Source organism: Weizmannia sp. FSL W8-0676 (genome assembly GCF_038593015.1).
GTDB lineage: Bacteria > Bacillota > Bacilli > Bacillales > Bacillaceae_C > Weizmannia > Weizmannia coagulans.
Map to the genome: position 1 here is coordinate 1,354,713 of NZ_CP151954.1, position 25,232 is coordinate 1,379,944.

The following is a 25,232-nucleotide window of genomic DNA, read 5'->3' on the forward strand; positions in this document are numbered from 1 at the left end:
TTTCGCTGTGCCATCAGACATAAAATAAAATAGTGAAGTACATAAACGCGCTGCCGGCAATGACAAAAATATGCCAGATCGCATGGGAATAAGGAAGGTTTTTCCATGTGTAGAACACGGCGCCTACCGAGTAGCAGATTCCGCCTGAAAAAAGGAGCCAGAATCCCGGAGCCGAAAGCCCTTTATACAAAGGCTCAATCGCAATAAGGATCAGCCAGCCCATGATTAAGTACAGCATCGTGGACAATAATTTAAAACGGTGAATGAGAAAACATTTTCCAGCAATGCCAATAGCAGACACTCCCCACACGACCGAAAACAGCACCCATCCCAAAGTGCCATGCAGCGTAATCAGCACAATCGGCGTGTAGGTCCCTGCAATTAAGATGTAAATGGCAGAATGGTCCAGAATGGCGAGAAATGTTTTCACTTTCGTCCAGTAAAAGCTGTGCAGCAGTGTGGAAAACAAATACAGAAGCAGCATGGAGATCCCGAAAACGAGAAAACTTGCCAGATAGAGCGGGTTATTCTTTTCTGCGGCGAAAACGACGAGCATAACCATCGCCGGAATGCTGAGCAGAAAACCGATGCCATGCGTAACGGCATTGGCCAGTTCCTGTTTCCAGGATGAAAGCAGTGTTGAAGTTGTCAAAAATTTAAACCACCTTTGTCTTTGGGCTTCTCTTTATTATAGTGTTTGGCGGGGAAATCTGCAATGGAAACATCTTGCGCTTTAAGCGGGTGCAATTTTATGCGTAAATCAGCAGAAGATCCCGTTTTTCATGTTATAATGGGTACATTGTAAATTCAGAAAGGCTTGAAAAGTGGTGTCAAACATGAAAAAATGGTTCATTCCTCTTCTCATCTCCGTTGCGCTTGCCTTATCGGGCTGTTCACACGGCATAACCGGCCTGTTGTTTAAATCGGCAAGCAATGAAAAAAAGATGGTGCCCGTTCCGCTGCACATCGTCTCGATCGGGGACTCCCTGACTGAAGGCGTAGGCGACAGCAAGGGGCGCGGCGGCTACACCTATTATTTGAAAAATGAACTAGACGCCTTAAAGGGTGTGAAAAAAACCACCATTGCCAATTATGGCGTAAAAGGGAACAGGACCGACCAATTGCTTGCCCGGCTCCAGAATGAAAAAATCCGGAAGTCCATCAAGGATTCAGATGTTGTTATGATTACCATCGGCGGCAATGATATGATGAAAGTGTTCCGTGAAAATATTTCCAACTTAAACAAGCAGGAATTTGAGGCGGCCATTCCGGGGTACAAACAACGGCTCGATCAAATTTTCCGCCGCGTCCGCGCGGTCAATCCGGATGCAAAGATCGCGCTCGTCGGTCTCTATAACCCTTTTTCAAAGTGGCTGACCGACATAAAGGAAATGGACCAAATGCTTGCAGCCTGGAATAATGCCGGCAAAGCGGTGGCATCTCGCTATAAAAATACCGTTTTTATCCCGGTTGCGGATATTTTTGAGAATAACGAAGATGCATTGCTTTATGACGATCATTTCCATCCGAACGATGAAGGGTATAAACGGATGTCGAAACGGATTTACCGGTATCTCCTGAAAGGGAATTTTTTGGGGATTCCAAAATAGCAAAGTGGTAAAGGAATGATGCTTGCGTGAAAAGAAACCCATGGAAAATCGCTTTTTTTGCACTGGCTTCAGTGGTTGTGGCCTTTGTACTTGTGCTTTCCTTTTTTCTTTTTGTGCCGGATGGCCGCGTGCCGGAACCGGAAAAAACCGGAAAAACGGTTGATTTGCGGGTAGAGACAAACAAGGCGGATTTAACGGCGCTCATTAACCGCTATTTGCGGGAAGAAAAAATAAAGGGGAAAGTGCTTTTAAATGATGAAGTCGTCTACTATGGAACTGTCGGGGTCTTTTCCGAAAAAATGCAGTATAAGATGACTTTTAAGCCGAAAGCGTTAAAGAACGGGGACCTCGTTTTAAAGCAAAAATCGGTATCCCTCGGTTCCGTCCATCTCCCGGTATCCTATATTTTAAAATTCGTCAAAACGACTTACCACCTGCCCAAGTGGGTGATCATCCAGCCGGGTGAAAAACTGGTGTATGTCCAGCTGCAAAATATGAAGTTGGAAAACGGCGCCAAAGTGAAAGTCAACCAATTTGATTTGCAGCATGATGACATCTCGTTTACACTTGGTTTTCCAAAATAACGCAAAAAACCGGCCTTTAAAAGCCGGCTTTTCAATATGGTGGAAGGGTTTGCCGCCTGTTAACGTTACACAGGTTTAAACGATCCTTAACCCTTTCGGATAAAAGTTTTTCAAAATGCCGCCCGCTTCTTTGCTCCAGCCGAGCGGAAAACCGTCCACCGTGATAAGGACCCAGCCTCGGTTCTCCTTTGTTCCGGGGAGGGTTTCCCCTTTTAAATAGCGGATGCATTCGCTGCTTCCGGCGCCGAGGTCTGTCCGGTGTTTGCATTGTCCGGCTTTCAGGGAAAGCGCGAGCGCGTGATTCGGTTCAAACCGGTTTTTTTTAAAAGCGCCTAGATGCAGACCGCACCGGACAAGGCGGAGCCCTTTTAACTGCGGGCAGTTAAAAGGCAGCAGGAAAAGCTCGTTTTTATACAGAAAAAAGGAGCGCCTGCCGGGATCAAAGTGCTGGAGGGTGTTTTCTGCAAAGGTTGTCCAGTCTTTTTCCTGTTGCTTTGAAAGCTTTGTTGTCTTTTCAGGCGGCACCGTTTGCCCCGCTTCCCCCGGGTGTTTGCGCATTTTTGCGGCAAAATGGCCTTCGCCTTTTAAGCGGTGCGGCCATAAACGCGCCGTATTGGACAAATCTTTCCGCTTTTCCGTTGCCCATTCCGGCTTTCCCGGTCCGACGCCGTGTTCATGGGGAATCGGCACCAGTGTCATGTCTTCATGCCGCGCCAAAAAAGCTTCAATCGTCTGTTCGTTTTCTTCCGGAGAAAAGGTGCAGGTCGAATAAACAAGGGTGCCTCCGGGCTTTAACATCTTCCAGGCGTGCTCCAAAATCGCGCGCTGTTTTGCCGCGCACGCTTCGACATGTTCCTGGCTCCAGAGCCGCGCTGCTTCGGGATCTTTTCTGAACATGCCTTCCCCCGAGCAGGGGGCGTCAACCAAAATTTTATCGAAATAGTTTTCGAAATGCCGGCTTAGTTTTTCTGGCGTTTCGTTTGTTACAACGGTATTGGAGAACCCAAGCCGTTCGATATTTTCAGAAAGCGCGCGCGCCCGCTTCGGATGGATTTCATTTGCAAGCAGAAATCCGTTCTCGCCGATTCCGGATGCAATTTGCGTCGATTTGCCGCCCGGCGCGGCGCATAAATCAAGCACTTTATCGCCTTTTTCAAGCCCGAGCTGCCCGGCGATAAACATCGCGCTCGGCTCCTGGATATAATAGAGCCCGGCGGCATGGTACGGGTGTTTTCCAGGCTTGTCTTTTTCCTCATCAAAATAATAACCGGAGGCAAAAGGAATTTTTTCCAATTGGAAAGGGTTGTGCGCATGCCATTCCGTTTCGCTCACTTTTGCCGGATTCAGGCGCAATCCGGATGCCCGCGGTTCCTCATAGGAACGGAAAAAATCAGCGGCTTCCTTTCCGAGCAGCTGCCCCATCTTTTCCATAAAAGTTTCAGGTAATTCCAATTATGAGACCCCTTTCCGTTAAAATCGCCACTATGATCCATTATAATGAATTATGGGATTGCAGTCACGAAACTGGATGAAAACAACACCAACAGGTAAAATAAAAATAATCTATAGATAAAGGAGGGGATCCGCATGGCAGAGGAAACCGCGATTTTTGCCGGCGGATGCTTCTGGTGCATGGTCCATCCTTTTGACCAGTTGCCCGGCATTCAAAAAGTCGTTTCCGGGTACACGGGCGGAACAAAACCAAACCCGACATATGAGGAAGTGTGCTCCGGTGCGACCGGGCATACAGAAGCTGTTGAAATTACGTTTGATCCGGAAATTTTCCCTTATGAAAAGCTGCTTGACATTTATTGGCGGCAAATTGACCCGACAGATGCAGGCGGGCAGTTTTACGACAGGGGGGCCTCTTACCGGCCGGTTATTTTCTATCGGAACGAAGCCCAGCGGCAGGCGGCGGAAGCTTCAAAAAAACGGCTGGAAGAGAGCGGGCGGTTTAAAAAGCCGATTGCTGTCACAATTGAACCGGCTTCCGCCTTTTATCCGGCGGAAAGTTACCACCAGGACTATTACCGGAAAAACCCGGCCCATTACGAAGCTTACCGGCAAGGTTCAGGCAGGGCCGCTTATTTAAGCAACCATTGGAGGGATGAACATGAAGGATGAAGAATTGACCCCTTTACAATATGAAGTGACGCGGAAAAACGGAACGGAACCGCCGTTTCAAAATGAATACTGGAACGAGTTCCGCGACGGCATTTATGTCGATGTTATTTCCGGAAAACCGTTGTTCAGTTCAAAAGATAAATATGACGCAGGCTGCGGCTGGCCGAGTTTTACAAAGCCGATCGATGCCAGTGAACTCAACGAACAGCTTGATACGAGCCATGGCATGATCCGTACGGAAGTGAGGAGCAAGGCGTCTGACGCGCATTTGGGCCACGTGTTTCCAGACGGCCCGGGCCCCACGCATCTCCGGTACTGCATGAATTCAGCCGCGATGCGTTTTATTCCGAAAGAAAAGCTTGAGGAAGAAGGATATGGGGAGTATCTTGCGCTCTTTGAAGAAAAAGAATAAGCCGACTGGGCGGATGCACATACAAAACGGGCCCGTATCCCATACGATGCACTGTACAGAAAAACAGTTTTTTTGAGGAGTGAATGGGATGTATTACGGCCATGAAGGTGCTTACCCTGCATATGACTCCTGCTGCGGCTACGGATACGGTTATGGATACGGTTCCGGTTACGGCTGGGGCTATGCAGGGCACAGAAACGGCTTTGCTTTAATTGTTGTGCTGTTTATTTTGCTGATCATTATCGGCGCATGCTGGATCGGCCCTAATTAAAAAGCGGAAAAAGCCCGGGCCATGCCCGGGCTTTTTAGTGTGTCATTTATATTTTAAAGTTTCCGATCAGCTTGCGCAGGTTTTCTGCTTGTTTTGACAACTCCGAGGCTGCGGCTGTGATTTCTTCCATCGATGCAGACCCTTCTTCGGTACTTGCCGCGGTCATTTCCGTATTTGCCGCGGTATTCATGGCAATTTTGCTGACGGCATCGAACGAACCTGCGACATCGACAGCAAGTTTCTGCGTTTTTTCCATTTGGGTGGCCATATCAATAATGACATTTGTCGTTTCATTCGTTTGTTTTTGAATGACTTCGAGCGAGTGCATCGTTTCATTGGAAATTTGCACGCCGCAAGCAACCGCCTCTACGCCTTCCTGATTCTGGCCGATAATGGTGCTGATTTCTTTTTGGATCGCACGCACAATATTTGTGACTTCCTGGGCGGCGGACTGGGATTGTTCGGCCAGTTTTCTGACCTCATCTGCAACAACGGCAAAGCCGCGTCCGTGCTCCCCGGCCCTGGCTGCCTCGATTGCCGCGTTTAATGCAAGCAAATTGGTTTGTTTGGCAATCCCGGTGATCGTCATAATGATCTTCGTAATATCATCCGATTTTTCGCCGAGCGCTTCTACCGTTTTGCTCGTATTCGTCATGATCGCTTCAATGCTCTTCATTTTGCCGGACGTTTCCATGATGGACCGGCTGCCTTTTTCTGCGGATTCTTTCATATGGAGCGAAGCCTGTTTTACTGTTTCCGCCTGCCGGAAAAGCGTATCGACCACTTCTTCAAGCGACTTCATTTTTGATAAGGATGTATCCATCTTGGCAGAAGTTTGTTCGCTGTCTGCCGCGATTTCATTGGCTGTTTCCGCAATTGAGTGGATCGTTTTCGATGTTTCTTCCGATGAAGCGAGCAGTTCTTCGCTTGAGGCGGAGACACTTTCCGCCATTGCGGATACTTCTTTTACAAGCCGGGCAATGCCGTCTATCAGCTGGTTTGTATCTTTTGCCAGTTTTGCCAGTTCGTCATTGGACGACACTTCAATCCGCCTTGTCAAATCCCCGCCGGCATTTGCGATCCCCAAAATCGACCGGCTGATTTTTCTCGTGCTCGATTTGATGTTTTTCGTCAGGCTGATGCTGAGAATGACGGCCAGAACGATTGCAAGCAAGGAAAGGGTGACGGTTGCGATCCGCGCAATCAGGACGGAACGATGCAATTCGCCGATCCGGCTTTCCGATGCTTGTGTGGTGCTTGCGAGCAAATCATTGATGCTGCTTTTCAAATTTTTCATATAGCCGGATGCCTGGGAATCTTTCACTTGTGCAACCGCTTCTTGTTCCGATCCGTACTGTCTTGCTTCGACAACCCGGTCAACCGTGCCCACCCAGAAATTATAGGCTTCTGAAATTTTTTCGAGTTTTTTGCTCTGCAACCGGTTATCTTTCAGCATTTTTTGCAAGCGGCTTAACGTGCTGCTTGCTTCCTGTTTCCCCTGGTCATACGGCCGCAAAGCACCTTCCTTTCCGGAAATGGCGTAGTTCAGGGCGCCCGTTTCGATTTCGCCGGTCTGATTGAGCAGGCTTTGGACACGATCGTGTACGGCGAGATCATGCTGGACGACATGATTGATTTCATTCTCCAGCTCGCGCATGTTTATGTATGAAGTGACGGTTAATACAATGAGCAAGGCGGTTAAAACCCCGAATGAAATCACAATTTTCCCCCTGATCGTCTGCACATAATAAAGGGCAAGTCGATGCAGCTGGCGGTTCGGACGGGAATTTTTCCGTTTCTCGCTTTTTTGTCTTCTTTTTGCAAAAATGTTCTTTTTATTCAATCAAAAGCCCCTCCTTTTTACCCTGTGAACCGCAAAATCATCATTTATATTTTAAACATGTTTTCTATCTTTTTCTAGTTTTTTGTAAAAATTCCCTCTTCCCGTAATGCCGCCCTCCGTACTTTACGCGGGGGAGCGGATCGGCTATATTGGAGTAAAAATCATTTTGGGGGATACCAATGAAATCTTTTTACCAGTTTTTAATGAGATACAGGGATCCGCATCTCCGTGACGAGTTGACGGTTTTTGCCAACGGGGCATACAATGATCACAGCTTTCCGAAGCATTCAGCCAATTATCATGAAATCAGTTCCTATCTCGAATTAAACGGGCATTATATCCCGTCAATGTCGGTTTTTGACCGGGCATGGGAGATTTATAAAGGCGAAAGCAAATAACCGGCCGCAAATTGTGCTGTTCGCTTTTTCCGGGCCGCATGCATAGAATGAAGTAAAACGTGTTTCGTTTTCAAGGAGCATGAAAAATGGATGCAAAAGCGCCGAAGTTTCAAATTGGAGATACAGTTGTCGTAAAAGTATACGGAACGGTGGGAAAAATTACGGCTGTCAGACAGCTGGAAGGAGGGTATTTCTATGTGGTCAACGGCCGGGAAGGCCTCCTTGCCGAACAAAGCCTCGCCCGCCTGGAAGAATATGATGGGATCCTGTACAAGAAAGAAGAAGTCAATATAGAATTGAAATTTTTTATCGGGGATATTGTAAGAGCCCTTGCCAAAATGCTATATCCCCTGAAACTGTAAGCAGTCAGACAATTAAAGGTCGTTGATTTATTCCACTAAAGAAAAAAGACGTTTGTAGGAACATTATGACAAATGTAAAAAGAAATTGTGAGTTTTTGATTTTAATGGGGTAAATTTATTTGTTATAAGTGTCTAAATTTTTCCACTTTTGTCGGTTTTGGGCGGGTTTCAATAGATTAGGCTACTCATTCCTGTGGTAAATATTGTAAAACGGAAAAGGATGATTTTTTTTGAAAAAAAAGAGCCATGAAAGCCACTCCTTTGCTAAGATATAAGTACGATCAAATATCCAGGGAGTGATTTCATGACTATTTCTATTCTAACACAAACCAGAGACTTTTCAATACAACAAAATTTGATTCCCCACAATTGGCAAGACTATGCCGATATACCATTTGTCATTCCAGCCATGTGTTTCCCATGGGAGATTTTTAAGCCGATTGAACGAGAATACTACACCCTTTTATATTTGCACCTAAAAAATGAAAGAGCACATGATCCTTCTAATGAAATACAACCGGCACTATTTTCAATAACGGAGGAAGAAGACAAGTCTGCGTCTTCATTATTTCATCTCCCTTCCACTGGGAGAAAACCGCATCCTTTCATGCCCTTTTTTCGTGCTTTTGAACTGGCCTCTTTACAGTATATTGAAGTGATGGTGGAGAGTGTCTATTTGCAAGTGAAATCAAACCCGCTATTTGCCACCATGTGTGGATTTACGGAGAAAATTCCGAGCTACCGTTCCTTTGCTCGTTTTGATCAAATCATGACAACAAATGGTCTTTGGGAAAAAGCCCGGCTATTGGTTGTTGAATATAATAAAGGGGAAGGCGTGGTTGAAACGAATGAGGAAGCAGCCGCCGTGGATACATCGCATATAGAGGCAGAAGCAACCTTGAATAAAACAAGGAAGACGTGTTCTTGTGAGGGTGATTGCGATTGCCCCAAAGTCCTTACGGACGACAATGTAGGGGTAATGCGTAAAAGTAATGCAGTCTCCTATATTGCGCATAAATTATCAATGGTATGCGGGGTGAGATCCGGTTTGCCTTTGACGCGGGAAGTATTTAAAGGAAATACACCCGATGGGAAAACATTAGAACCGACATTGGAAACGTTTAAGACAGAGCACCCCGAGATGGCTGAGCAGTTGAGCTTTATCCTGGCAGATGGAATCTACCAAACGCCGGAAAATCAAAAAGTGACAAAGGATGTATTACAGGCGAAATTGGTGGCACCGATCAATCCACGGAACCGTAAAGATAAACCAACTACCGCCCGGGGGATTGAAAAAATCAACCGGTACGGCACTCCCATCTGTATCAGTGGACATAAAATGGAACTTAGAGGATCTGATCGGGAAAAGGGGCAATATATTTACACTTGTCCTGTATTTCATCCAAATGCCAAGCAAGAAGGTCTCACCTGCCCGCTAGCGAATCACGCGGAATGTTGTAATGGGGCAGCACAAGGAAGAGTATTTAGGATGGACTTTGATCAAACGCCTCAAGTAGATGTCGAGTTGCCGCAACATGGTCGCACATTTGAAGTGTTATATAGTGCCAGGACGATCATCGAAAGAATCTTTGGCATTTTAAAAGACGGATACAGTCTCCGTCGTGTTCACAAGCGTGGGAAACAGGCAGTTGAAGCTCATGTAGATCGATGCATGATATCTATGCACATCATGGCAAATATGGCGTACCATCAGACAGGAAAGGCCAATTGTGGATGGACACGCAATCGGCTGCAAAGAGCAAATTAAGTTATTCACAGGTGGATATGTGAATAACTCAAATGAACGTTTTCTTTCCACAAAGGGTAGTGAAAAAAACCATTTTGTGAAGGCGGGATACGTATGCCCTTTTTTTGAAGAAAAATGACCGTTTTACTTCTATTGAATTGAAAATCTGGATGAAAAGGCAAAAAAATCGGGATAATTAATTTTCCAGAGCCTCGCTCAAGGGTATATTTTTATTTTGGCAGAGGCTCTAAAAGTAAAAGGCTACGGCGGCGTCCTTTTTAAAATTGCCGGTTTCCGCACGGAGATTTGGCGGTATGCAGAAGATGCATGGGAAGATGTCATCTATGAAATGGTCAGCATTCCAAAGGGCGAATGGCTTGAAGCGGATGAAGACGAACTGTTGTTGATCGCCGATGCCGGGCAGGCCGATTCGTTTGTCAGCCGTTATCAATTTTTTTACCCGATGAAAAGCAGCCCCCTGTACCAGCTTGTCACTTCCGATTTGAAAACGCAGGAAAAAATCGACCGACTGCTCGATATGTACAATGATTATGCGCTGCTGTTAAATCTGTTTGGCGATGAGGCGTACAGGGCCATGCTTGAGGCGGTCAAAATGCAAATCCGGGTTCTTGCGGCGCACGGCGGCCCGGATTAGTTTGCCGGGTTTGGCATATCAGGCCGTACGGGGTCATATTTATATCAACAAACAGAACGAAACGTGGGGTGTCTGCGGGATGAAAAAAGGGGGCGTTTTTAATGGAAAATATGGATGTTTATATTGATACAGAAGAAATCGCCGCATTCTTTTTTAAAGAGCTCGTGAAAAGGGGATTTGCGCCCCGTGAAGAAGAACTGGACGAAATTGCCGATATTACTTTTGAATACTTGCTTGCAAAAAGCATTATAGACGAAGAATATGAAGACGATTCCATGTAAGGCGATCCTGTTTGCAGGACGTATGGGGAAAGGTGCAGCATCGGTATCCGGGACAGTCTTTTTTCGGTCCTGCACGAAATGGCACTTGATGTCCCTTTGAATTTGCCTTAAAATAAAAAAAGAGAAATCGCAGGGGGAGAAACCTGCGATTTTTTTTGGCAAAAGAGCGGGATGCGGACGGTTGTGCGCTTAACGGGAATGTGCCCGGTTTTCCCGCCGCAGAAAGATCCGGATGGGGCATCCATGCCGCTTCTTTTGCAGTACCGGCTGCAGAATGGGGAAGCAGCATCCATTTTGGAACAGAAGCCCATGCCGCAGTGAACGCGGCACATGAAGAAGGATCAAAAGCACAAATTTTCAGGATAGAGAAAGGTGACAACATGAGAAAATATGTATATACCGGCCTTGCCGCGATTTTGCTGGCCGGCTGCAGCGTAACAAACGGAAACGAGCCGGAAACGGGCACCCATAAAAGCACCGCCCCGGCGAAACCAGCCCACACGGATACCGGAAAAAAAACCGGTTCCGGTTTGATGCTTGGCGCAAAATATTTTAACGAAATCAAAACGGTCAACGGGAAAAAAGTGATCCAGAATCCGGACAATATTTTGGCACTTGTCAATAAAACCTATATTCTCGGGGATTACAAACCGAAAGACCTCGTCCGGCCAAATGTCCGCTTTTCATTTGGCGACGAAAGAATCGAAAAAAGCTATATGCGGAAAGAAGCTGCCGCGGCGCTTGAAAAAATGTTTGCCGCCGCCGAAAAGGACGGCATTGAATTATATGTCGCTTCCGCATACCGGTCGTACAACCGCCAGAAAGCCGTATATGCGGCAGAAGTGAAAAGTTCGGGGGAAGAACATGCAGAACAGGCGGTTGCCATCCCGGGGTCGAGCGAACATCAGACCGGTCTTGCCGTCGACATCACAAGCCAGACCGCCCATTTTCTCCTCACACAGCAAATGGGGGAGCAGAAGGAAGGCATCTGGCTTGCAAAACACGCGCATGAATACGGGTTTATTTTAAGGTATCCGAAAAACAAAGAGAACATTACGAAATATGAGTACGAGCCCTGGCATTTCCGGTATGTCGGAAAAAAGGCGGCAGCTGCCATTTACAAGCACGGCTGGACGCTTGAAGAGTATTTCGAACATGTACATAAGGCTGAATAAATTTCGGGCTCTTTTATTAAAAAGAAAAAGCTGGTAGAATAAAGAAGTTAGAAATCAGGAACTTTGACTTTTGGAAAACGGCATGAAAGTGGTGAAGCCTTTGGACGATGAGAAGAAACAGACGGAATCCGGGCAGGAAGAACAAACCGGTTATATCCGTATGAAAAAATTTAAATTTGTCATGCTTTTGTTTTTTGTGATTTTCATAACAGCCGGCATTACGACCGCTGCCTTTGCGTTCGGCGACCAAAAAGCCGTCAACGTGACGACTGTCAACCGGCCGGAGTTTGACAAACTGTATAAAGCATATGACAGCATCCAGAAAAAATATTACACAAAAGTAAAACAGAAGACGCTTGTCGACGGGGCCATTAACGGAATGGTGGAATCGCTCAATGACCCGTATTCTGATTATATGTCAAAAACCGAAGCATCAGACTTCAATAACACCATTTCTTCTTCTTTTGAAGGAATCGGTGCGGAAGTGGAAGAAAAAGACGGATATATTGTGATTGTTTCGCCGATTAAAGGTTCTCCGGCCGAAAAAGCCGGCCTGAAGCCGAACGATAAAATACTCGCGGTTGACGGCAAAAGCGTCCATGGCATGAGCGCCAATGAAGCGGTCATGTTGATCAGGGGCAAAAAAGGGACAAAGGTGACACTCACGATCCAGCATGTCGGATCGAAAGACGAAACGAAAGTGACCTTGACACGCGACACGATCCCGGTCAATACAGTTTATGCGAAGATGTTGAAAAACGGGGTTGCCCATATCCAGATTACGACATTTTCAGACGGCACATATAAAGAATTCAAGGCGGCCGTTGAGAACATGAAAAAGCAGGGCATGAAGTCGATGATTGTCGATGTGCGTCAGGACCCGGGCGGACTGCTTGACCAGGCTATTAAAATTGCGAATATGTTTGTGCCGGAAGGGCGTACGATCCTGCAGACGGAAGACCGGAACGGCTCCCGGGAGAAATATGTGGCAGAAAGTGGCACGAAAATTACGGTCCCGGCGGTTGTGATGATCGACGGCGGCAGCGCGAGCGCTTCTGAAATTTTGGCGGCCGCACTGAACGAATCGGCAGGCATTCCGCTTGTCGGCGAAAAATCGTACGGCAAAGGCACCGTGCAGTCTGCTGAAAAATTCAGCGACGGATCGATTTTAAAATTCACCGTCCAAAAATGGCTGACGCCAAATGGCAGCTGGATCCATAAAAAAGGGATTGAGCCGGATGAGAAAGTGCCGCTTCCGGATTATGCCAAACTTCCGGTGATCGGAACAGATGCGAAATTGAAACTGTATTCGGTCTCGGAAGATGTGAAGACGGCGGAAAAAATGCTGAAAGCACTCGGTTACAATCCGGGCAGGGTTGACGGGTATTTCGACTGGAATACAAAAACGGCTGTCGAAGCTTTCCAAATGCATGAAAAAATGCAGCCGACAGGCATCATAAATGGCGATACGGCAACAAAACTGATGTCTGAAGTCAGCAATCTTATTACGCAGCACGATACGCAGCTCAAAAAAGCGGAAGAAGTTGTCCAAAAAGAAAAATAGCAAAATAAGCCGGGAGATCTGCTCCCGGCTTATTTTGTGCAATCCGATGCACGAAAAATGATATAATAAAGTCAGGAGATTCGCCTGTCCCCTATAAGAAAGGAAAGGAATGGGAGTGTTGGAGACAAAAGATACAGTCGATCTGGAATTCATCTTCCGCAGAGTATACCGTAAAATTAAAGAAGAACTGCATAGCTTGTTAAAAGAGCATGTAACCCTTAACGAATTTATGGTGTTAAAACTTTTATCGGAATCCCCGATGCGTTCATCCGATTTGTCAAAAATGCTGCAAGTGTCCGCCAGCCATATTACTTCTGTAACCGATTCACTCGTGGAAAAAGGGCTGATTGAGCGGAGAAGATCCAATAAAGACAGACGTGTGGTCGATTTAATTTTAACGGAAAAAGGAAAATCGTTAATCAGTCAGTTGAAAGAAACCAAATCTCAGTTTCTAAAAGACCAGCTGAACGTTTTTACGGAAGAAGAACGGGAAACATTGTATAAGCTGTTCCGGAAGTTTGAAGACCACCTCAATCAAATGCACTGATGTGAAAACGCGCCCATATGCACAAAAAGCGCCCTGAAGCCGTAAGCCCGGCCCCGGGGCGCTTTTTTTAAATAAATATGGCAGCATGCAACATTCAAGAAAAAAATGTAACAATATCCGCCCGTTTCCCGCCTTGTCAACCCCAAATTCCCTCCATTTTTTGGATATTTAAAAAGGCGGTACCAATGTGTGAAATGATAGGAAATCCGCACAATGTGCCGGAACCTTTGATACAGCTGGTTTTTTCATTTTCAGTTTGCAAGCAGGCCCCTTCTTTGCTGCTTGTTCTATATTCTCCCAAAAATATTACAAAAATCGTATGTTATGATGCTATTGTGTACGAGAGAGAAACCAACGAAAACGAGGGAGGACATCATTGATGAAAAAGGCCATGTTCACAACAGCAGCAGCACTTGCACTGATCCTAGCGCCGGCAGTTTCCGGCAAGGCGGGGGCAGCCTCAAACGAAACAAACTGCAGCCCGAAAACGGTTGTTCAACATGAATACAAGTTTCATAGCATGCAGGAATTGGAGAACTGGTTAAAGCAGCATAACATCCGTTTTTCTTTTAAACCGGCAACCCATCAAACGGCTTCAAACAACGCGGGCAAAACGGACCAGACAACGGCAGCACCAAAGCAATCGGCACCGGAACAAACAGCAGCACCAAAGCAATCGGCATCAAAACAAACTTCAACGCAACCGGCAGGCAGCACGCAGTCCCAGGCTGCCAACACGTTAAACGCCTATGAAAAACAAGTGGTGACCCTTGTAAACGAAGAACGGGCGAAAAACGGCCTTGGCGCGTTGAAAATCGATACGGCTTTGAGCAAAATGGCGCGCGTCAAATCGAATGATATGGCAACCCATAAATATTTTGACCATACAAGCCCGACTTACGGCTCCCCGTTCGATATGATGAAACAATTCGGGATCACCTATCAATATGCCGGCGAAAACATCGCAATGGGCCAGCAAACACCGCAGGAAGTCATGAATGCATGGATGAACAGCGAAGGCCACAGGGCGAATATTTTAAATAAAAATTTCACCCATATCGGCGTGGGCTATGTTGAAAACGGCCATTACTGGACACAAGAATTTATTGGAAAATAAACCGCTTGGCGCAGCCTCTTTTACGGGGCTGTTTTTTTTGTGCCGCACTTTTTGAAACGCTTCCTGCGGAACAGGATCGCTTTTCTGCACGATAGTCAAAACTGCCGGATATGCCCGGCTTGCGCCAAACAATTATCCAGTCTTTTTCAGTCCATCGCCGGCTTTTTGCTGGATAGAATGCAAGCGCCACAAAAGTGTCACCGCCCCTGCAGCAAGGCCTGTGATCAGCCCGATCCAGTAGGCATACGGGCCGAGGGCGGTGACGGCATCCAGCAAATATCCGAGCGGAAGCCCAATAACCCAATATGAAACAAACGTCATAATGGTCGTAATCCGGACATCTTTATACCCTCGAAGCGCACCTTGCACCGGCGCCTGAACGGCATCTGACCATTGGAAAAAGATGGCGTACAGCAAAAAATGTCCGGTTAACCGGATGACAGCCGGATCATCACTGTAAAACGCTGCAACTTGTTCATGGAATAAGTAGAGCAACAGCCCGGTCAAGGTGGCGATCACAACAGCGGTTATAAGCCCGATTGTGCTGTACTGGCGGGCGTCTTGAAATCTTCCGGCCCCTGCTTCAAAACTGACAAGAATCGTCATTGCAAGCGAAATGCTGAGCGGAAGCATGTACAAAAGCGATTCAAAATTCATGGCGGCCTGATGGGAAGCGATTGTGTCAGTGCCAAATTTGCTCATGAACAATGTCACAACCGAAAAAATGCTTGATTCAAAAAAAGTCGACAACCCCATCGGGATCCCAAGCGCCAACAGCGCTTTCCAGCTGCGGAACGAAACCGGGTAAAACGTGCGGAACAGCCGCATTTCAGCAAAACGTGGCAAACGCATAAGCACAAGGATTGCAATCAACAAGATAAGCCAGTAGGTGATGGCACTCGCAACGCCGGCACCTGCCCCGCCAAGCTGCGGAAATCCGGCATGCCCGAAGATGAACAGAACATTCAATCCAATATTGATGGGCAGCGCCAACAGTGTGATCAACATTGATATTTTTGTCAGCCCGGTTGCATCAATCAGCGAGCGGCAAACCTGGTAACAGAACAACGGAATCAGCCCGAAAGACAGGGCAAATAAAAACCGATGCGCGACCCTCTCCACATGCGGCGCTAAATCCATCCGGCCAAGGACCGGCCCAATCACCAGCCCGCCTGCAAACAGCACCAGTACGGCCATACAGACGGCGACGTAAAGGCTCTGGATAAATGTACGGGGGATTTCATCCGTGTTTTTGCTGCCGATCAAATGGGAAATGATCGGGGTAACCACCTGTAAAACCGTTCCAAGCCCGGTTGAAACGGGGAACCAGAGGGATGCGCCGATCGCAACACCGGCCAGATCGGCTTTGGAAAAATGGCCGGACATCGTTGTATCGAAAAAATTCATGAGCAGCATCGCAAGCTGGGTGATGAGAATCGGCAGAAATAAATGCCAAAGCTGTGCGATTTTTTCTTTTAAGGTAAAGGTTTGTTTCATGTTCATTCCCCCAACTTTTCCACGGACTCCAAAAAATTATAACATATTCATTTTCCGGGCCGCCATGGACAGCCTGCCATGAAAATGGAAATGCCTGCGAAAGATTTGCAAACCCGTAAAACCATCATGATTTATAAAAAGTCTCATATAATAGAGTGACCAGACAAAAACGGGAGATTCTGTATGGAGCTGAAAAAAACCTATTCGACGTTGTCTCACATGTACCTGTGCCAAACCGTTATTCTTGCATGCGGCCTTTCCGCATTTTGTCTCACGCTGATGTATATCGGGCGCGGCGGCATGTTCATCTGGCTGGTTTTGGCCGTCTGGCTGTTCATTCTCTACTTTGCTGCGCGCTATTTCTACTATCAAAAGATAGAAGAAAACATATCCGGAGACAAAGGGGAGGAAGAAAGGCGGGCGGACAGCGGGCAGTACTTGATCCAGTTTCCTCCCGGTGCAAAACTCTCGGTGCAGCTTTATGACGGAAGCGGCCGCTTGGGATGGCTGCTTGAGGAAAAAGCTTTCAGACAGCAAATCCGGTATTTCCGCCTTGAACGGGGAGCGGGCGCCACATTTTGCGCCACGGTCCGCAAACGGCAAAACTGGGAAATCAGCATCAGATTTCCGGCATATGAACTGGCCTTTTCATTAAAAGAAGCAAAAGGAAAAGAAATGATATTTGAAAACGGCAGCCGGACTTGCGCGATCCGGAAAAATGGGAACCATGATTTGGAATTTTACCGGGACGAACAACTTTTGGCAGTGGTGTCGCGCGGCATGATGCCGGTCAGCTGGCAGGAGAAGTTTCCGCTTAATGCGCCGGTACTTGCTTTTACACGGGGGACGGAAGAAGACGAAGTACTCGTCATCGCACTGCTCGCCTTTTTTTACAGGCATGATAAATATTTCGTGTAAAAAAAAAGAAGAGATGATACAATTTTTGTAAGAATAAAGAAAGAAAAAGAGAGGAAATCCATCATGCATGTAAAACTGATTAAATGCCACGGCTCAGGAAACGATTTTTTGCTGATCGATGAAGCGGAAATCTCCGCACCGTTAACGGACGATATCCGCAAAAAAATGGCCCTGTCATTTTGCCGGCGCGATGCTGGGCTCGGGGCGGACGGCCTGCTCTTTGTGTCGGAAAGCCAGCAGGCAGACGCAAAAATGCGGGTATTCAATGCAGACGGTTCCGAGGCGTCTATGTGCGGGAACGGCCTGCGTTGTGTTGCGCGGTACGTATCCGAAAAACGCGGGAAAGACGATCTGTTAATTGAAACGATGAAAGCAAATCTATATGCCCGCAAAGCAGAGCCCATATTGGACGGCATCCCGACGTTCCGGGTCGAAATATCGCCTGTCTCCTTTGACTTGGACAAACTGCCGATGCATATTGATAAAGAAGTGCTCATCAATGAACCGGTTAAGGCCTTGTCGGAAGATTTGTCGTTTTCGGCGGTTGCGGTGCCGAATCCGCATCTGATCGCCTTTGTCGGAAATGAAGTGTTCCGGTCTGATACGCAAAAAACACTGTCTGAGTATGTGAACGGGCCGAATTGCCTGTTTCCGGACGGCGTGAATGTCAGCTTTGCCAAACCAATTGATGAAAATGGCTTATACGTCCGCACGTTTGAACGCGGCGTCGGTTTTACAAATGCGTGCGGAACAGCGATGTCCGCTTCAAGCCTTGTGGCCTGCCTGTTAAGATTGCGCCCGTTCGGTGAGATGATCGACGTATTCAATAACGGCGGTAAAGTGCGGTGCTTTGTCCAAAAAATTGATAAAAAAGGGGAACCGGCATATACGATTGACCTGATCGGCAATGCCACCTATTTATACGAAACCGCTGTTTCTTTTGACGTTGGGCACCCGGAACAGTTCCGGATCGCGGAAAAAAAGGATTTCGGCGAACAGAAGCTGTATCAAAAGCTCGAAACCCATGCAAAAGAAACGGTAGAGAAAGCATTGGCTTAAAATTTGCGCCTCCTGTAAAAGGGAGGCGTATTTGCCGCCATTGGAAAGCTGCGCCAAAACTATATGGGGCGCCCTTTGTTCTGCTTTAAAAATGCAAGTACCGGGGCAAAAGGCTGGCCGTTTTTGCAGGCAAAGAATCGCGCAAACGGGCAGCCGTACCGGTCCACGCGCGAAAGGACCGTTTCAATGGTAAAGTGATCCGGGGAAAGCGACGCGTTTACTTCTTTCCAGAAAAGCGGCGCCGCCACAAGCGCATCCTCATGCCCCCGCATCGAATAAGGCGCAATGATCGTTTTTCCTTCCGCATGCTGGACGAAATCAACATACAATTTTCCGCCCCGCTTTTTCTTCATCCGTTCGATTGTAAAATGTTCAGGCGATTTCGAAACGAAATAAGCAGCCATAAATTCCGTGAACAGCCTTGTATCTTCCCATGAAAACTGCCCGTCCGGCAATGGAATATAGACTTGCAGCCCTTTATTGCCGGAAATTTTAACAAAGCTCTCCAAATGAAGGGCATCCGTCACCTGTTTTAATAGCAAAGCCGCTTCTACTGCAAGTTGAAACGCATCCCGGGAAGGGGGGTCAAAATCAAATACAATCTCACTGACGAAACGACTGTTTACGGTCTGAAACGGGATATGGTATTCCACCGCCAGCTGGTTTGCGAGCCACATCAGTGTTTTTAAATCGTTGCAGACAATATACCGGATGTCTTCATGCATCGCCGTATCCACAAAAGCGGGCGCATAATCGGGGCAGTTTTTCTGGTAAAATGCCTCGCCGAAGACGCCGTGCGGGTAACGGATGACGGTCAAAAGCCTGTCCGAAAGAAACGGCAGCATAAAAGGAGAAATTTCCCGCATATAGGCAAGAAAGTCGAGCTTTGTCACATGGCGCTTTTTCCATAGCGGTTTATCCGGATGCGTCACTTCCACTTCTTCCGGAATGGCGGCGTTACGGAGCCTGAAATCTTCAAACGTACAGGCATCCGGTGAAAGATCAAAGCGGAAGCGGTGGAAATGAGGTTCCCGCAGATTGGCGCCGTCCCATTCCAAATAAAATATCTCGACGCAAATCGAAGGATCGATCGTGTAGACGCCGTTTTCATTGTTTGCGGCATTTTTCCTGACCGCTTCTGTGAGGATTTGTTTTTCGTCCGGATTCATGCTGAAAAGAAACTGGCCGATTGGAAAAATGCCGCCATCTTTAAACACTGCGACATCGAAATACCCGTTTTTCTCGTCATAAGCCGTAATAAAGCAGGCGGCTGTCTTCCAATTTTTCACTTTTATCCATGTTTCAACTCGTTTTCCCGCTTCCCACTTGCTGTCCGTTTGTTTTGCGACAATGCCTTCACTGTTAAAATTTTTCACCGTCTCTTTTAAGACGGATGCGTCACGGGTGAACGGGATTTGCTGAACCCGTGCCGTTTCGCCCGGGGCGGGGGAGAGCGGCAGCGCGAGCGTTTCACATAAGTTTTCCAATGCTTTTTTTCGCTGCAAATACGGTTTGCCGGCCATATCCTCTCCGCCAAGCATGAGCAAATCAAATACGAGATAATGGGCGGGGCGCATTTTCGCCTGCTCTGCAGCTGCTTCAGCTTTCATCCGCCCGCGGCGTTGCAGCTCCCTAAAGCCAGCTTTATACGGATTTTCAAGCAGCACAAGTTCGCCGTCAAGCCGTAACGGAAGCTGCCCTTTTACACGGCCTTCAAGCGTTTGCAAAAAGGTGCGGATTTCCGGAAACCGGGGCAGCAAATCTTTTCCGTTGCGGCTCCATAACCGCATGCCGTCTTCTGTCCAGTCGAGGATCGCGCGATAACCGTCATATTTAATTTCGTATACCCACTTTCCTGTATCTGGCAGAGACCATTTTAAAACCGGCAACATCGGTTTCATTTCGAGCACCCTTTCTTTTTCCAAAAGTTGAAGTACATAGCGGGGTGGATTCGTACATATATTATCTTCAAAAAGCGAGGCGTTTCATTCATGCATACGATGTGGAAAGGCACGATCAGTTTCGGACTCGTCAATATCCCGATTAAACTGCATGCCGCAACGGAAAATAAAGATATCAAATTGCGTTCCCTTCATAAAAAATGCCATTCCCCGATCCGGTATGAAAAGGTTTGTCCGGTGTGCGAGGAAGAATTGGACGCAAAAGAAATCGTAAAAGGATACGAAATCGCGAAAGGAAAGTTTGTCGTACTGGAAGAGGAAGAACTGGAAGAACTGCGCAAACAGACAGAAGAAAAAGCAGTGGAAATTATGGATTTTCTTGATATGCGGGAGATCGACCCGGTCTATTTTAACCGGAGTTATTACATGTCCCCGAATGAAGGGGGCGTAAAAGCTTACGGCTTGTTGCGGAAAGCGCTGACCGAATCAGAGAAAGTCGGACTTGCCCGGATTGTTATGCGTTCAAAGGAGCAGCTCGCCGTTATCCGCGTGTATGAAAACACGCTTTTGATGGAAACGATCCATTACCCGGATGAAGTCCGGAAAGCATCTGACGTTCCGAATGTGCCGCAAGATGATGAAGTCTCGAAAAAAGAAATTGAGACGGCAATTTTGCTGATTGATCAGTTAACGACATCGTTTGAGCCTGAAAAATATACGGATGCATACCGGTCAAACCTGATGGCTTTAATTGAATCGAAACGGACCGGAAAAAAACTCGTCACGGCAAAAGTAAAAGAACCGGAAAACAATGTGACCGACCTGATGGCGGCGCTCCAGGCTTCCATTGACAGGGCAAAGCCGGCAAAAAAACCGGCAAAAAAACCAAAAAAAGCGGCCAAAACAAAGGCAAAAGAAGCGTAAAAACCGGGCGGTACCGGATAGCACGGGGAATGCCGGAAAATTTGCCGGAAAGCCTCCAATATGGTAAATTATTTCATATTGGAGGTTGATGATGAAAAGGCAGACGATTGTGCAATGGGTGTTCGTTTTACTGGTGCTTTCCTTCTGCACCTGGATTTTTTTTGAAATCGCCGGTCACTTCAACCAGGCGGAGATCCGGCATTTTGACCTTCCGATTATCTCATTTGTCCAGGGGAATATTTCCGGCCGGCTAACGAGCGTGATGCTGGCTGTTACCTTTCTCGGATCTGTAAAAGGGGCGGCGGCGGTCACCCTCTTTCTTTCCCTTGTGCTCTGGATCAAAAAATACCGTACACTAAGCCTTTATCTCGCTGTATCTGTCGCGCTTGGAGCCGGGGTTTTTAACACCATATTAAAATACATATTCAAGCGCCAGCGTCCCGATATTATGCGTGTCGTCCAGGAAACGGGTTACAGCTTCCCAAGCGGGCATTCGATGGGATCCATGATTTTATACGGCTGCCTCGTATTGATCCTGTTCCGCATTGCGAAACGCCGGTGGGTGAAGGTCGCGGGTACGCTGTTTGCCCTTTTATTGGTGCTTGCCATCGGCATTAGCCGCATCTATTTAGGGGTCCACTACCCGAGCGACGTTGCCGGAGGATATACGGCCGGCCTTGTTTGGGTCATTTTATCTGCGCTTGCGTTGAACTTGTTTGAAAGAAAATTGAAATTGTAATAAAATATGGTGGAAATAAAAATATTTGGCGGTGGGTATGCGGAATTCCGGCGCGGACAGCCCCGCTTGGCCGGAAAGGGCTGCCCCGGGGCTGGAAAAGCCGTTGATGAGCGCTTGCTTTTTTTAAAAATTGTATTACAATATGTTGGTATGAATAAATGAAGCGTCCTGAAATTGTTGCCGGAGAGTTTGGCAATTGGGAGGGAATACTGAATGAAGATCTCGTTTAACCAGATTAAAAGTTTGCTAAATAAAAAATACGCCCTGTACTTTCTCATGGTTTTATTGTTCTGGGTAAAAACTTATATTGTCTATAAAGCGGAATTCAATCTGGATTTGCAAAACGGCATGCAGAAATTTTTGCTTGCCATCAATCCCATCAGTTCGGCACTGTTCTTCTTTGCGCTTGCGCTTTTCTTTAAGGGACGCGGCCGGATCATTGCAATGACCGTGATTGACGTGCTTTTGTCTGTTTTGCTGTACGCGAATGTATGCTATTACCGTTTCTTCAATGACTTCATTACGCTGCCGGTTTTGTCGCAGACAAAAAACTTCGGCGACCTCGGCGGGAGTGCAGCTGCATTAATGAAGCCTTATGATATTTTTTACTTTTTTGATACGATCATCCTCATTGCCTTGATTGCAACGAAAACCGTCAGGGCCAACGCAGGGAAAATCAACCGCCGCTCGCTTGCCGGGCTGATGATTGCCGCGATTGCATTTTTCATTTTTAATCTCGGCCTTGCCGAAGCGGACCGCCCGCAGCTTTTAACGCGGACTTTTGACCGCAGTTATATCGTGAAATATCTCGGCATGTACAATTACACCCTTTATGATGCGGTTCAGACAACAAAATCGTCTGCGCAGCGGGCGATGGCTGACAGCAGTGACGTGAGCGATGTGGAAAACTATGTGAAAGCGAACTATACCGAGCCGGACAGCAAATATTTCGGCGCGGCAAAGGGTATGAATGTCATTTACGTTTCACTCGAGTCGTTCCAGAACTTTTTGATCAATTACAAATTGGACGGCAAAGAAGTCACACCGTTTTTAAACTCGCTGACAAAGGATAAAAACACCTTTTATTTCGATAACTTTTTCCACCAGACAGGCCAGGGGAAAACGTCTGATGCCGAATTTATGATGGAAAACTCGCTGTTCCCGCTGCCGACGGGGTCTGTATTTACAACGAAAGCACAAAATACGTACCAGGCAGCACCTGCTATTCTTGACCAGAAAGGCTATACATCGGCTGTTTTCCACGGAAACTATAAGACTTTCTGGAACCGTGACGAAATGTACAAATCGTTCGGCTATGACCGTTTCTTTGACGCCAAGTATTACGATATGAACGACAAAAATACGTTAAACTACGGGATGAAGGACAAACCTTGGTTTAATGAGTCGATGCAGTATTTGACCAAATTGCCGCAGCCTTTCTATGCGAAGTTTATTACGCTTTCAAACCACTTTCCGTTTCCTTTGGATGAAGAGGATGCAGACTTCCCAAAGGGCGATTTCGGCGATAAAACCGTGGATAACTATTTTCAAACCGCCCATTATCTGGATGAAGCGATACAGCAGTTCTTCACCTATTTGAAGGAATCCGGGCTTTATGACCATACGGTGATTGTCATGTACGGCGACCATTATGGCATTTCGGAAAATCACAATGCGGCGATGGCGAAAGTGCTCGGCGTTCCTGAAATTACGCCATATTTGAACGCACAGCTGCAAAGGGTGCCGCTGTTTATCCATGTTCCGGGCGTAAAAGGCGGGATCAAGCATACGTACGGCGGTGAAGTCGATGTAATGCCGACGGTGATGCATTTGCTTGGCGTTGATACAAAAGACTACATCCAGTTCGGGTCTGATCTTTTGTCCAGCCAGCACCGCCAAGTCGTTCCGTTCCGTAACGGCGATTTTGTCACCAATAAGTTCACGCAAGTATCCGGAACGCTTTACGACAATGCGACCGGTGAAAAAGTCAATCCAAAACTTGGCAAAAATGATGAAAAGATTGCAAAAGAGATGCTGAATCTGTCTGATAAAGTGGTGTACGACGACCTGCTCCGTTTCTACACACCAAAAGGTTTTACGCCGGTGAACCGGAACAAGTACGATTATTCCTTTGACCAGACGGATATGAGTGGGTTGCCTGAAACCTCCATTCCGGATTCAGCCAAAAAGAATAAATAAAACAAACAACCCCCGGTGAATCAACCGGGGGTTGTTTGTTGTGCCGTGCAAAAAGCATATTGTGAATGCATCATTCCGGATTTTTTATGGGTTTGCACAAGTATGTCCAGCTTTCCGTTTTCACACTTTATTCAAGCCCTTGTCTATTCTCACGATGTTGATGGATTAATTGTAATACCCACTTTTCGTCAAAACGGAGCTTTTCTAACCGGTGCCGGAAAAAGGTCAGGATATACTGCTGTTCTTCCTTGGGAATCCGTTTATCCCCTCCCGCATAAACCAACCGTTCTTCCTCATGGCGGATTTCATAACGCAAGTAATCTTTATATTGATGCAAAATTAAAAACTGCACTTCCTCACTGACCAGACCAAAATTTTTCAGCTTCATATAAAAATGCAGTTCATAATCCGGTGAGTATGGAATCGGTTCTTCCATCAGCCGGAAAAACCGGATTCTACCTTCATCTGTAAGTTTGTAAATCTTTTTCTTTTTTCCTTTTCCCCGCCGAGCGCCCTCCGGTTGTTCTTCGGGGACCTGCTCGATCAGACCGTCTGCAAGCATGCTGTGAATGAGTGGATAAAGCGCCCCCCAGCTGATTTTTCGTGTGGGGCCCACAATTGCGTTCAAAATTTGATGCAGCAAATAGCCGTGCATCGGGTTGTTCATCAATTCGCCAAGTATGAACAATTCGTTCAAGCGAACGTCTCCTTTCCGTCTAACTTCCTTTTTATGGAACAAGGGATGCTGAACCATGAATATCCAACAAACAGACTCTCGCCATATAATTGTGGGAAGATGGTGCAGCGGGAAGCGCCGGGATTCCGCTTAACCTGTCTGGCGGCTGCCAAGTTGGCATGGATGACATTTGAAAGCCGCCTCTTTTTTAATGATCAGATACTAAGTAAAGGGTATTGCCGTCAGGGTCATTGAAGTGTACGACCTGGGCTGCCTTCCCTTCAACATAATCATGGAATTTAACACCATGGGATTTCAATGTCTTGATGGCTGCCTCTAAATCCTGCACCACAAATCCAATCGACATGCTTTCTGATTTTGCCGATTGGGCATTCCGCTCTCCGGTAAGATGCAGGAGCCCAATCGTCAATCCCGGTGCTTCGATCTGTACAAAATGATCGTCCATTTCGCCCTGCAGCTTCAATCCAAGGGTTTCGGTGTAAAATTGAACGGCTTTTTTTAAATCCGCTACCGTAACTGTTACATTCGCACTCGTAAACATGATATTGCCTCCTTCATAGGTTTGGTCGCTTTTATTATATAAAAAATTTATAATGTGTAAACATGTT

26 protein-coding genes are annotated in these 25,232 nt (G+C 46.8%); 19 read left to right on the plus strand and 7 right to left on the minus strand.

Annotation, left to right across the window (positions count from 1 at the left end; genetic code table 11):
• Positions 1-13: 13 nt before the first annotated feature.
• On the minus strand, positions 14-652 hold the full coding sequence (locus tag NST20_RS06540) for a hemolysin III family protein (RefSeq protein ID WP_133537425.1): 639 nt from the start codon (positions 650-652) through the stop codon (positions 14-16).
• A gap of 184 nt (positions 653-836) precedes the next feature.
• Between NST20_RS06540 and NST20_RS06545 the strand changes: the two genes are divergently transcribed.
• Positions 837-1,610, plus strand: a complete 774-nt coding sequence (locus NST20_RS06545; RefSeq protein WP_017554659.1) for an SGNH/GDSL hydrolase family protein — start codon at positions 837-839, stop codon at positions 1,608-1,610.
• Between the two features lie 26 nt (positions 1,611-1,636).
• Positions 1,637-2,194 (plus strand): YpmS family protein, encoded by a 558-nt coding sequence (locus NST20_RS06550; protein WP_342400284.1) that lies wholly within the window; start codon positions 1,637-1,639, stop codon positions 2,192-2,194.
• Between the two features lie 75 nt (positions 2,195-2,269).
• Here the strand turns inward: NST20_RS06550 and NST20_RS06555 are convergent, their stop codons facing one another.
• Entirely contained in the window at positions 2,270-3,646 is a 1,377-nt protein-coding gene (locus NST20_RS06555; protein WP_328005081.1) for an RsmB/NOP family class I SAM-dependent RNA methyltransferase, read from the minus strand.
• Between the two features lie 135 nt (positions 3,647-3,781).
• On the opposite strand from NST20_RS06555, the gene msrA reads away from it, so the two are divergent.
• The 3 genes from msrA (at position 3,782) to NST20_RS06570 (ending at position 5,001) form a co-directional block, all read left to right on the plus strand.
• Entirely contained in the window at positions 3,782-4,318 is a 537-nt protein-coding gene (msrA, locus tag NST20_RS06560) for a peptide-methionine (S)-S-oxide reductase MsrA (protein ID WP_029142274.1), read from the plus strand.
• Complete coding sequence (msrB, locus tag NST20_RS06565; RefSeq protein ID WP_017554655.1) at positions 4,308-4,730, plus strand: peptide-methionine (R)-S-oxide reductase MsrB; 423 nt, start codon at positions 4,308-4,310, stop codon at positions 4,728-4,730. The genes msrA and msrB overlap by 11 nt, the downstream gene beginning before the upstream one ends.
• Before the next feature lie 88 nt (positions 4,731-4,818).
• Positions 4,819-5,001 (plus strand): YjcZ family sporulation protein, encoded by a 183-nt coding sequence (locus NST20_RS06570; protein ID WP_013859207.1) that lies wholly within the window; start codon positions 4,819-4,821, stop codon positions 4,999-5,001.
• Between the two features lie 46 nt (positions 5,002-5,047).
• On the opposite strand, the gene NST20_RS06575 is transcribed toward NST20_RS06570, so the two are convergent.
• Positions 5,048-6,844 (minus strand): methyl-accepting chemotaxis protein, encoded by a 1,797-nt coding sequence (locus NST20_RS06575; RefSeq protein ID WP_342400285.1) that lies wholly within the window; start codon positions 6,842-6,844, stop codon positions 5,048-5,050.
• A gap of 179 nt (positions 6,845-7,023) precedes the next feature.
• Here NST20_RS06575 and NST20_RS06580 point away from each other — a divergent pair, with 179 nt between their 5' ends.
• From NST20_RS06580 to NST20_RS06620, 9 genes are all read left to right on the plus strand, one after another.
• Positions 7,024-7,242: a YozE family protein gene (locus NST20_RS06580; RefSeq protein ID WP_017554653.1), complete on the plus strand. Its 219-nt coding sequence runs from the start codon at positions 7,024-7,026 to the stop codon at positions 7,240-7,242.
• Positions 7,243-7,328: 86 nt separating this feature from the next.
• Positions 7,329-7,604, plus strand: a complete 276-nt coding sequence (locus NST20_RS06585; RefSeq protein WP_342400286.1) for a hypothetical protein — start codon at positions 7,329-7,331, stop codon at positions 7,602-7,604.
• 304 nt (positions 7,605-7,908) lie between these two features.
• Positions 7,909-9,372 carry a transposase gene (locus NST20_RS06590; protein WP_342399685.1) on the plus strand — a complete coding sequence of 488 codons (1,464 nt, stop codon included), beginning with the start codon at positions 7,909-7,911 and terminating at the stop codon, positions 9,370-9,372.
• A gap of 214 nt (positions 9,373-9,586) precedes the next feature.
• Positions 9,587-10,006, plus strand: a complete 420-nt coding sequence (locus NST20_RS06595) for a hypothetical protein (protein WP_342400287.1) — start codon at positions 9,587-9,589, stop codon at positions 10,004-10,006.
• 101 nt (positions 10,007-10,107) lie between these two features.
• Positions 10,108-10,287, plus strand: coding sequence for a YozD family protein (locus NST20_RS06600; RefSeq protein WP_013859210.1), 180 nt, complete (start codon positions 10,108-10,110; stop codon positions 10,285-10,287).
• 380 nt (positions 10,288-10,667) lie between these two features.
• Positions 10,668-11,462, plus strand: coding sequence for a M15 family metallopeptidase (locus tag NST20_RS06605; protein ID WP_342400413.1), 795 nt, complete (start codon positions 10,668-10,670; stop codon positions 11,460-11,462).
• Between the two features lie 70 nt (positions 11,463-11,532).
• A complete protein-coding gene (locus NST20_RS06610) occupies positions 11,533-13,026 on the plus strand; it encodes a S41 family peptidase (protein ID WP_207368794.1) in 1,494 nt (497 codons plus the stop codon).
• A 109-nt stretch (positions 13,027-13,135) separates the two neighbouring features.
• Positions 13,136-13,573, plus strand: a complete 438-nt coding sequence (locus tag NST20_RS06615) for a MarR family transcriptional regulator (RefSeq protein ID WP_342400288.1) — start codon at positions 13,136-13,138, stop codon at positions 13,571-13,573.
• Positions 13,574-13,952: 379 nt separating this feature from the next.
• Positions 13,953-14,690, plus strand: a complete 738-nt coding sequence (locus tag NST20_RS06620) for a CAP domain-containing protein (protein ID WP_342400289.1) — start codon at positions 13,953-13,955, stop codon at positions 14,688-14,690.
• A gap of 132 nt (positions 14,691-14,822) precedes the next feature.
• Here NST20_RS06620 and NST20_RS06625 read toward each other — a convergent pair whose 3' ends face one another.
• Positions 14,823-16,187, minus strand: coding sequence for an MATE family efflux transporter (locus tag NST20_RS06625; RefSeq protein WP_342400290.1), 1,365 nt, complete (start codon positions 16,185-16,187; stop codon positions 14,823-14,825).
• Between the two features lie 183 nt (positions 16,188-16,370).
• On the opposite strand from NST20_RS06625, the gene NST20_RS06630 reads away from it, so the two are divergent.
• Positions 16,371-17,105, plus strand: coding sequence for a hypothetical protein (locus NST20_RS06630; RefSeq protein WP_342400291.1), 735 nt, complete (start codon positions 16,371-16,373; stop codon positions 17,103-17,105).
• Between the two features lie 63 nt (positions 17,106-17,168).
• Complete coding sequence (gene dapF / locus NST20_RS06635; protein ID WP_328005090.1) at positions 17,169-18,164, plus strand: diaminopimelate epimerase; 996 nt, start codon at positions 17,169-17,171, stop codon at positions 18,162-18,164.
• 59 nt (positions 18,165-18,223) lie between these two features.
• On the opposite strand, the gene NST20_RS06640 is transcribed toward dapF, so the two are convergent.
• Entirely contained in the window at positions 18,224-20,065 is a 1,842-nt protein-coding gene (locus NST20_RS06640; protein ID WP_342400292.1) for a DNA ligase D, read from the minus strand.
• A gap of 90 nt (positions 20,066-20,155) precedes the next feature.
• Between NST20_RS06640 and NST20_RS06645 the strand changes: the two genes are divergently transcribed.
• The 3 genes from NST20_RS06645 to NST20_RS06655 all read left to right on the plus strand — a co-directional run bounded on the left by NST20_RS06645 (position 20,156) and on the right by NST20_RS06655 (position 23,927).
• On the plus strand, positions 20,156-20,989 hold the full coding sequence (locus NST20_RS06645; protein ID WP_035188554.1) for a Ku protein: 834 nt from the start codon (positions 20,156-20,158) through the stop codon (positions 20,987-20,989).
• 91 nt (positions 20,990-21,080) lie between these two features.
• Entirely contained in the window at positions 21,081-21,728 is a 648-nt protein-coding gene (locus NST20_RS06650; protein WP_342400293.1) for a phosphatase PAP2 family protein, read from the plus strand.
• Positions 21,729-21,941: 213 nt separating this feature from the next.
• Positions 21,942-23,927, plus strand: coding sequence for an LTA synthase family protein (locus tag NST20_RS06655; RefSeq protein WP_342400294.1), 1,986 nt, complete (start codon positions 21,942-21,944; stop codon positions 23,925-23,927).
• Positions 23,928-24,054: 127 nt separating this feature from the next.
• On the opposite strand, the gene NST20_RS06660 is transcribed toward NST20_RS06655, so the two are convergent.
• Positions 24,055-24,624, minus strand: coding sequence for a PadR family transcriptional regulator (locus NST20_RS06660; RefSeq protein WP_014098440.1), 570 nt, complete (start codon positions 24,622-24,624; stop codon positions 24,055-24,057).
• A gap of 187 nt (positions 24,625-24,811) precedes the next feature.
• On the minus strand, positions 24,812-25,165 hold the full coding sequence (locus NST20_RS06665; protein WP_017550795.1) for a VOC family protein: 354 nt from the start codon (positions 25,163-25,165) through the stop codon (positions 24,812-24,814).
• Between the last annotated feature and the right edge of the window lie 67 nt (positions 25,166-25,232).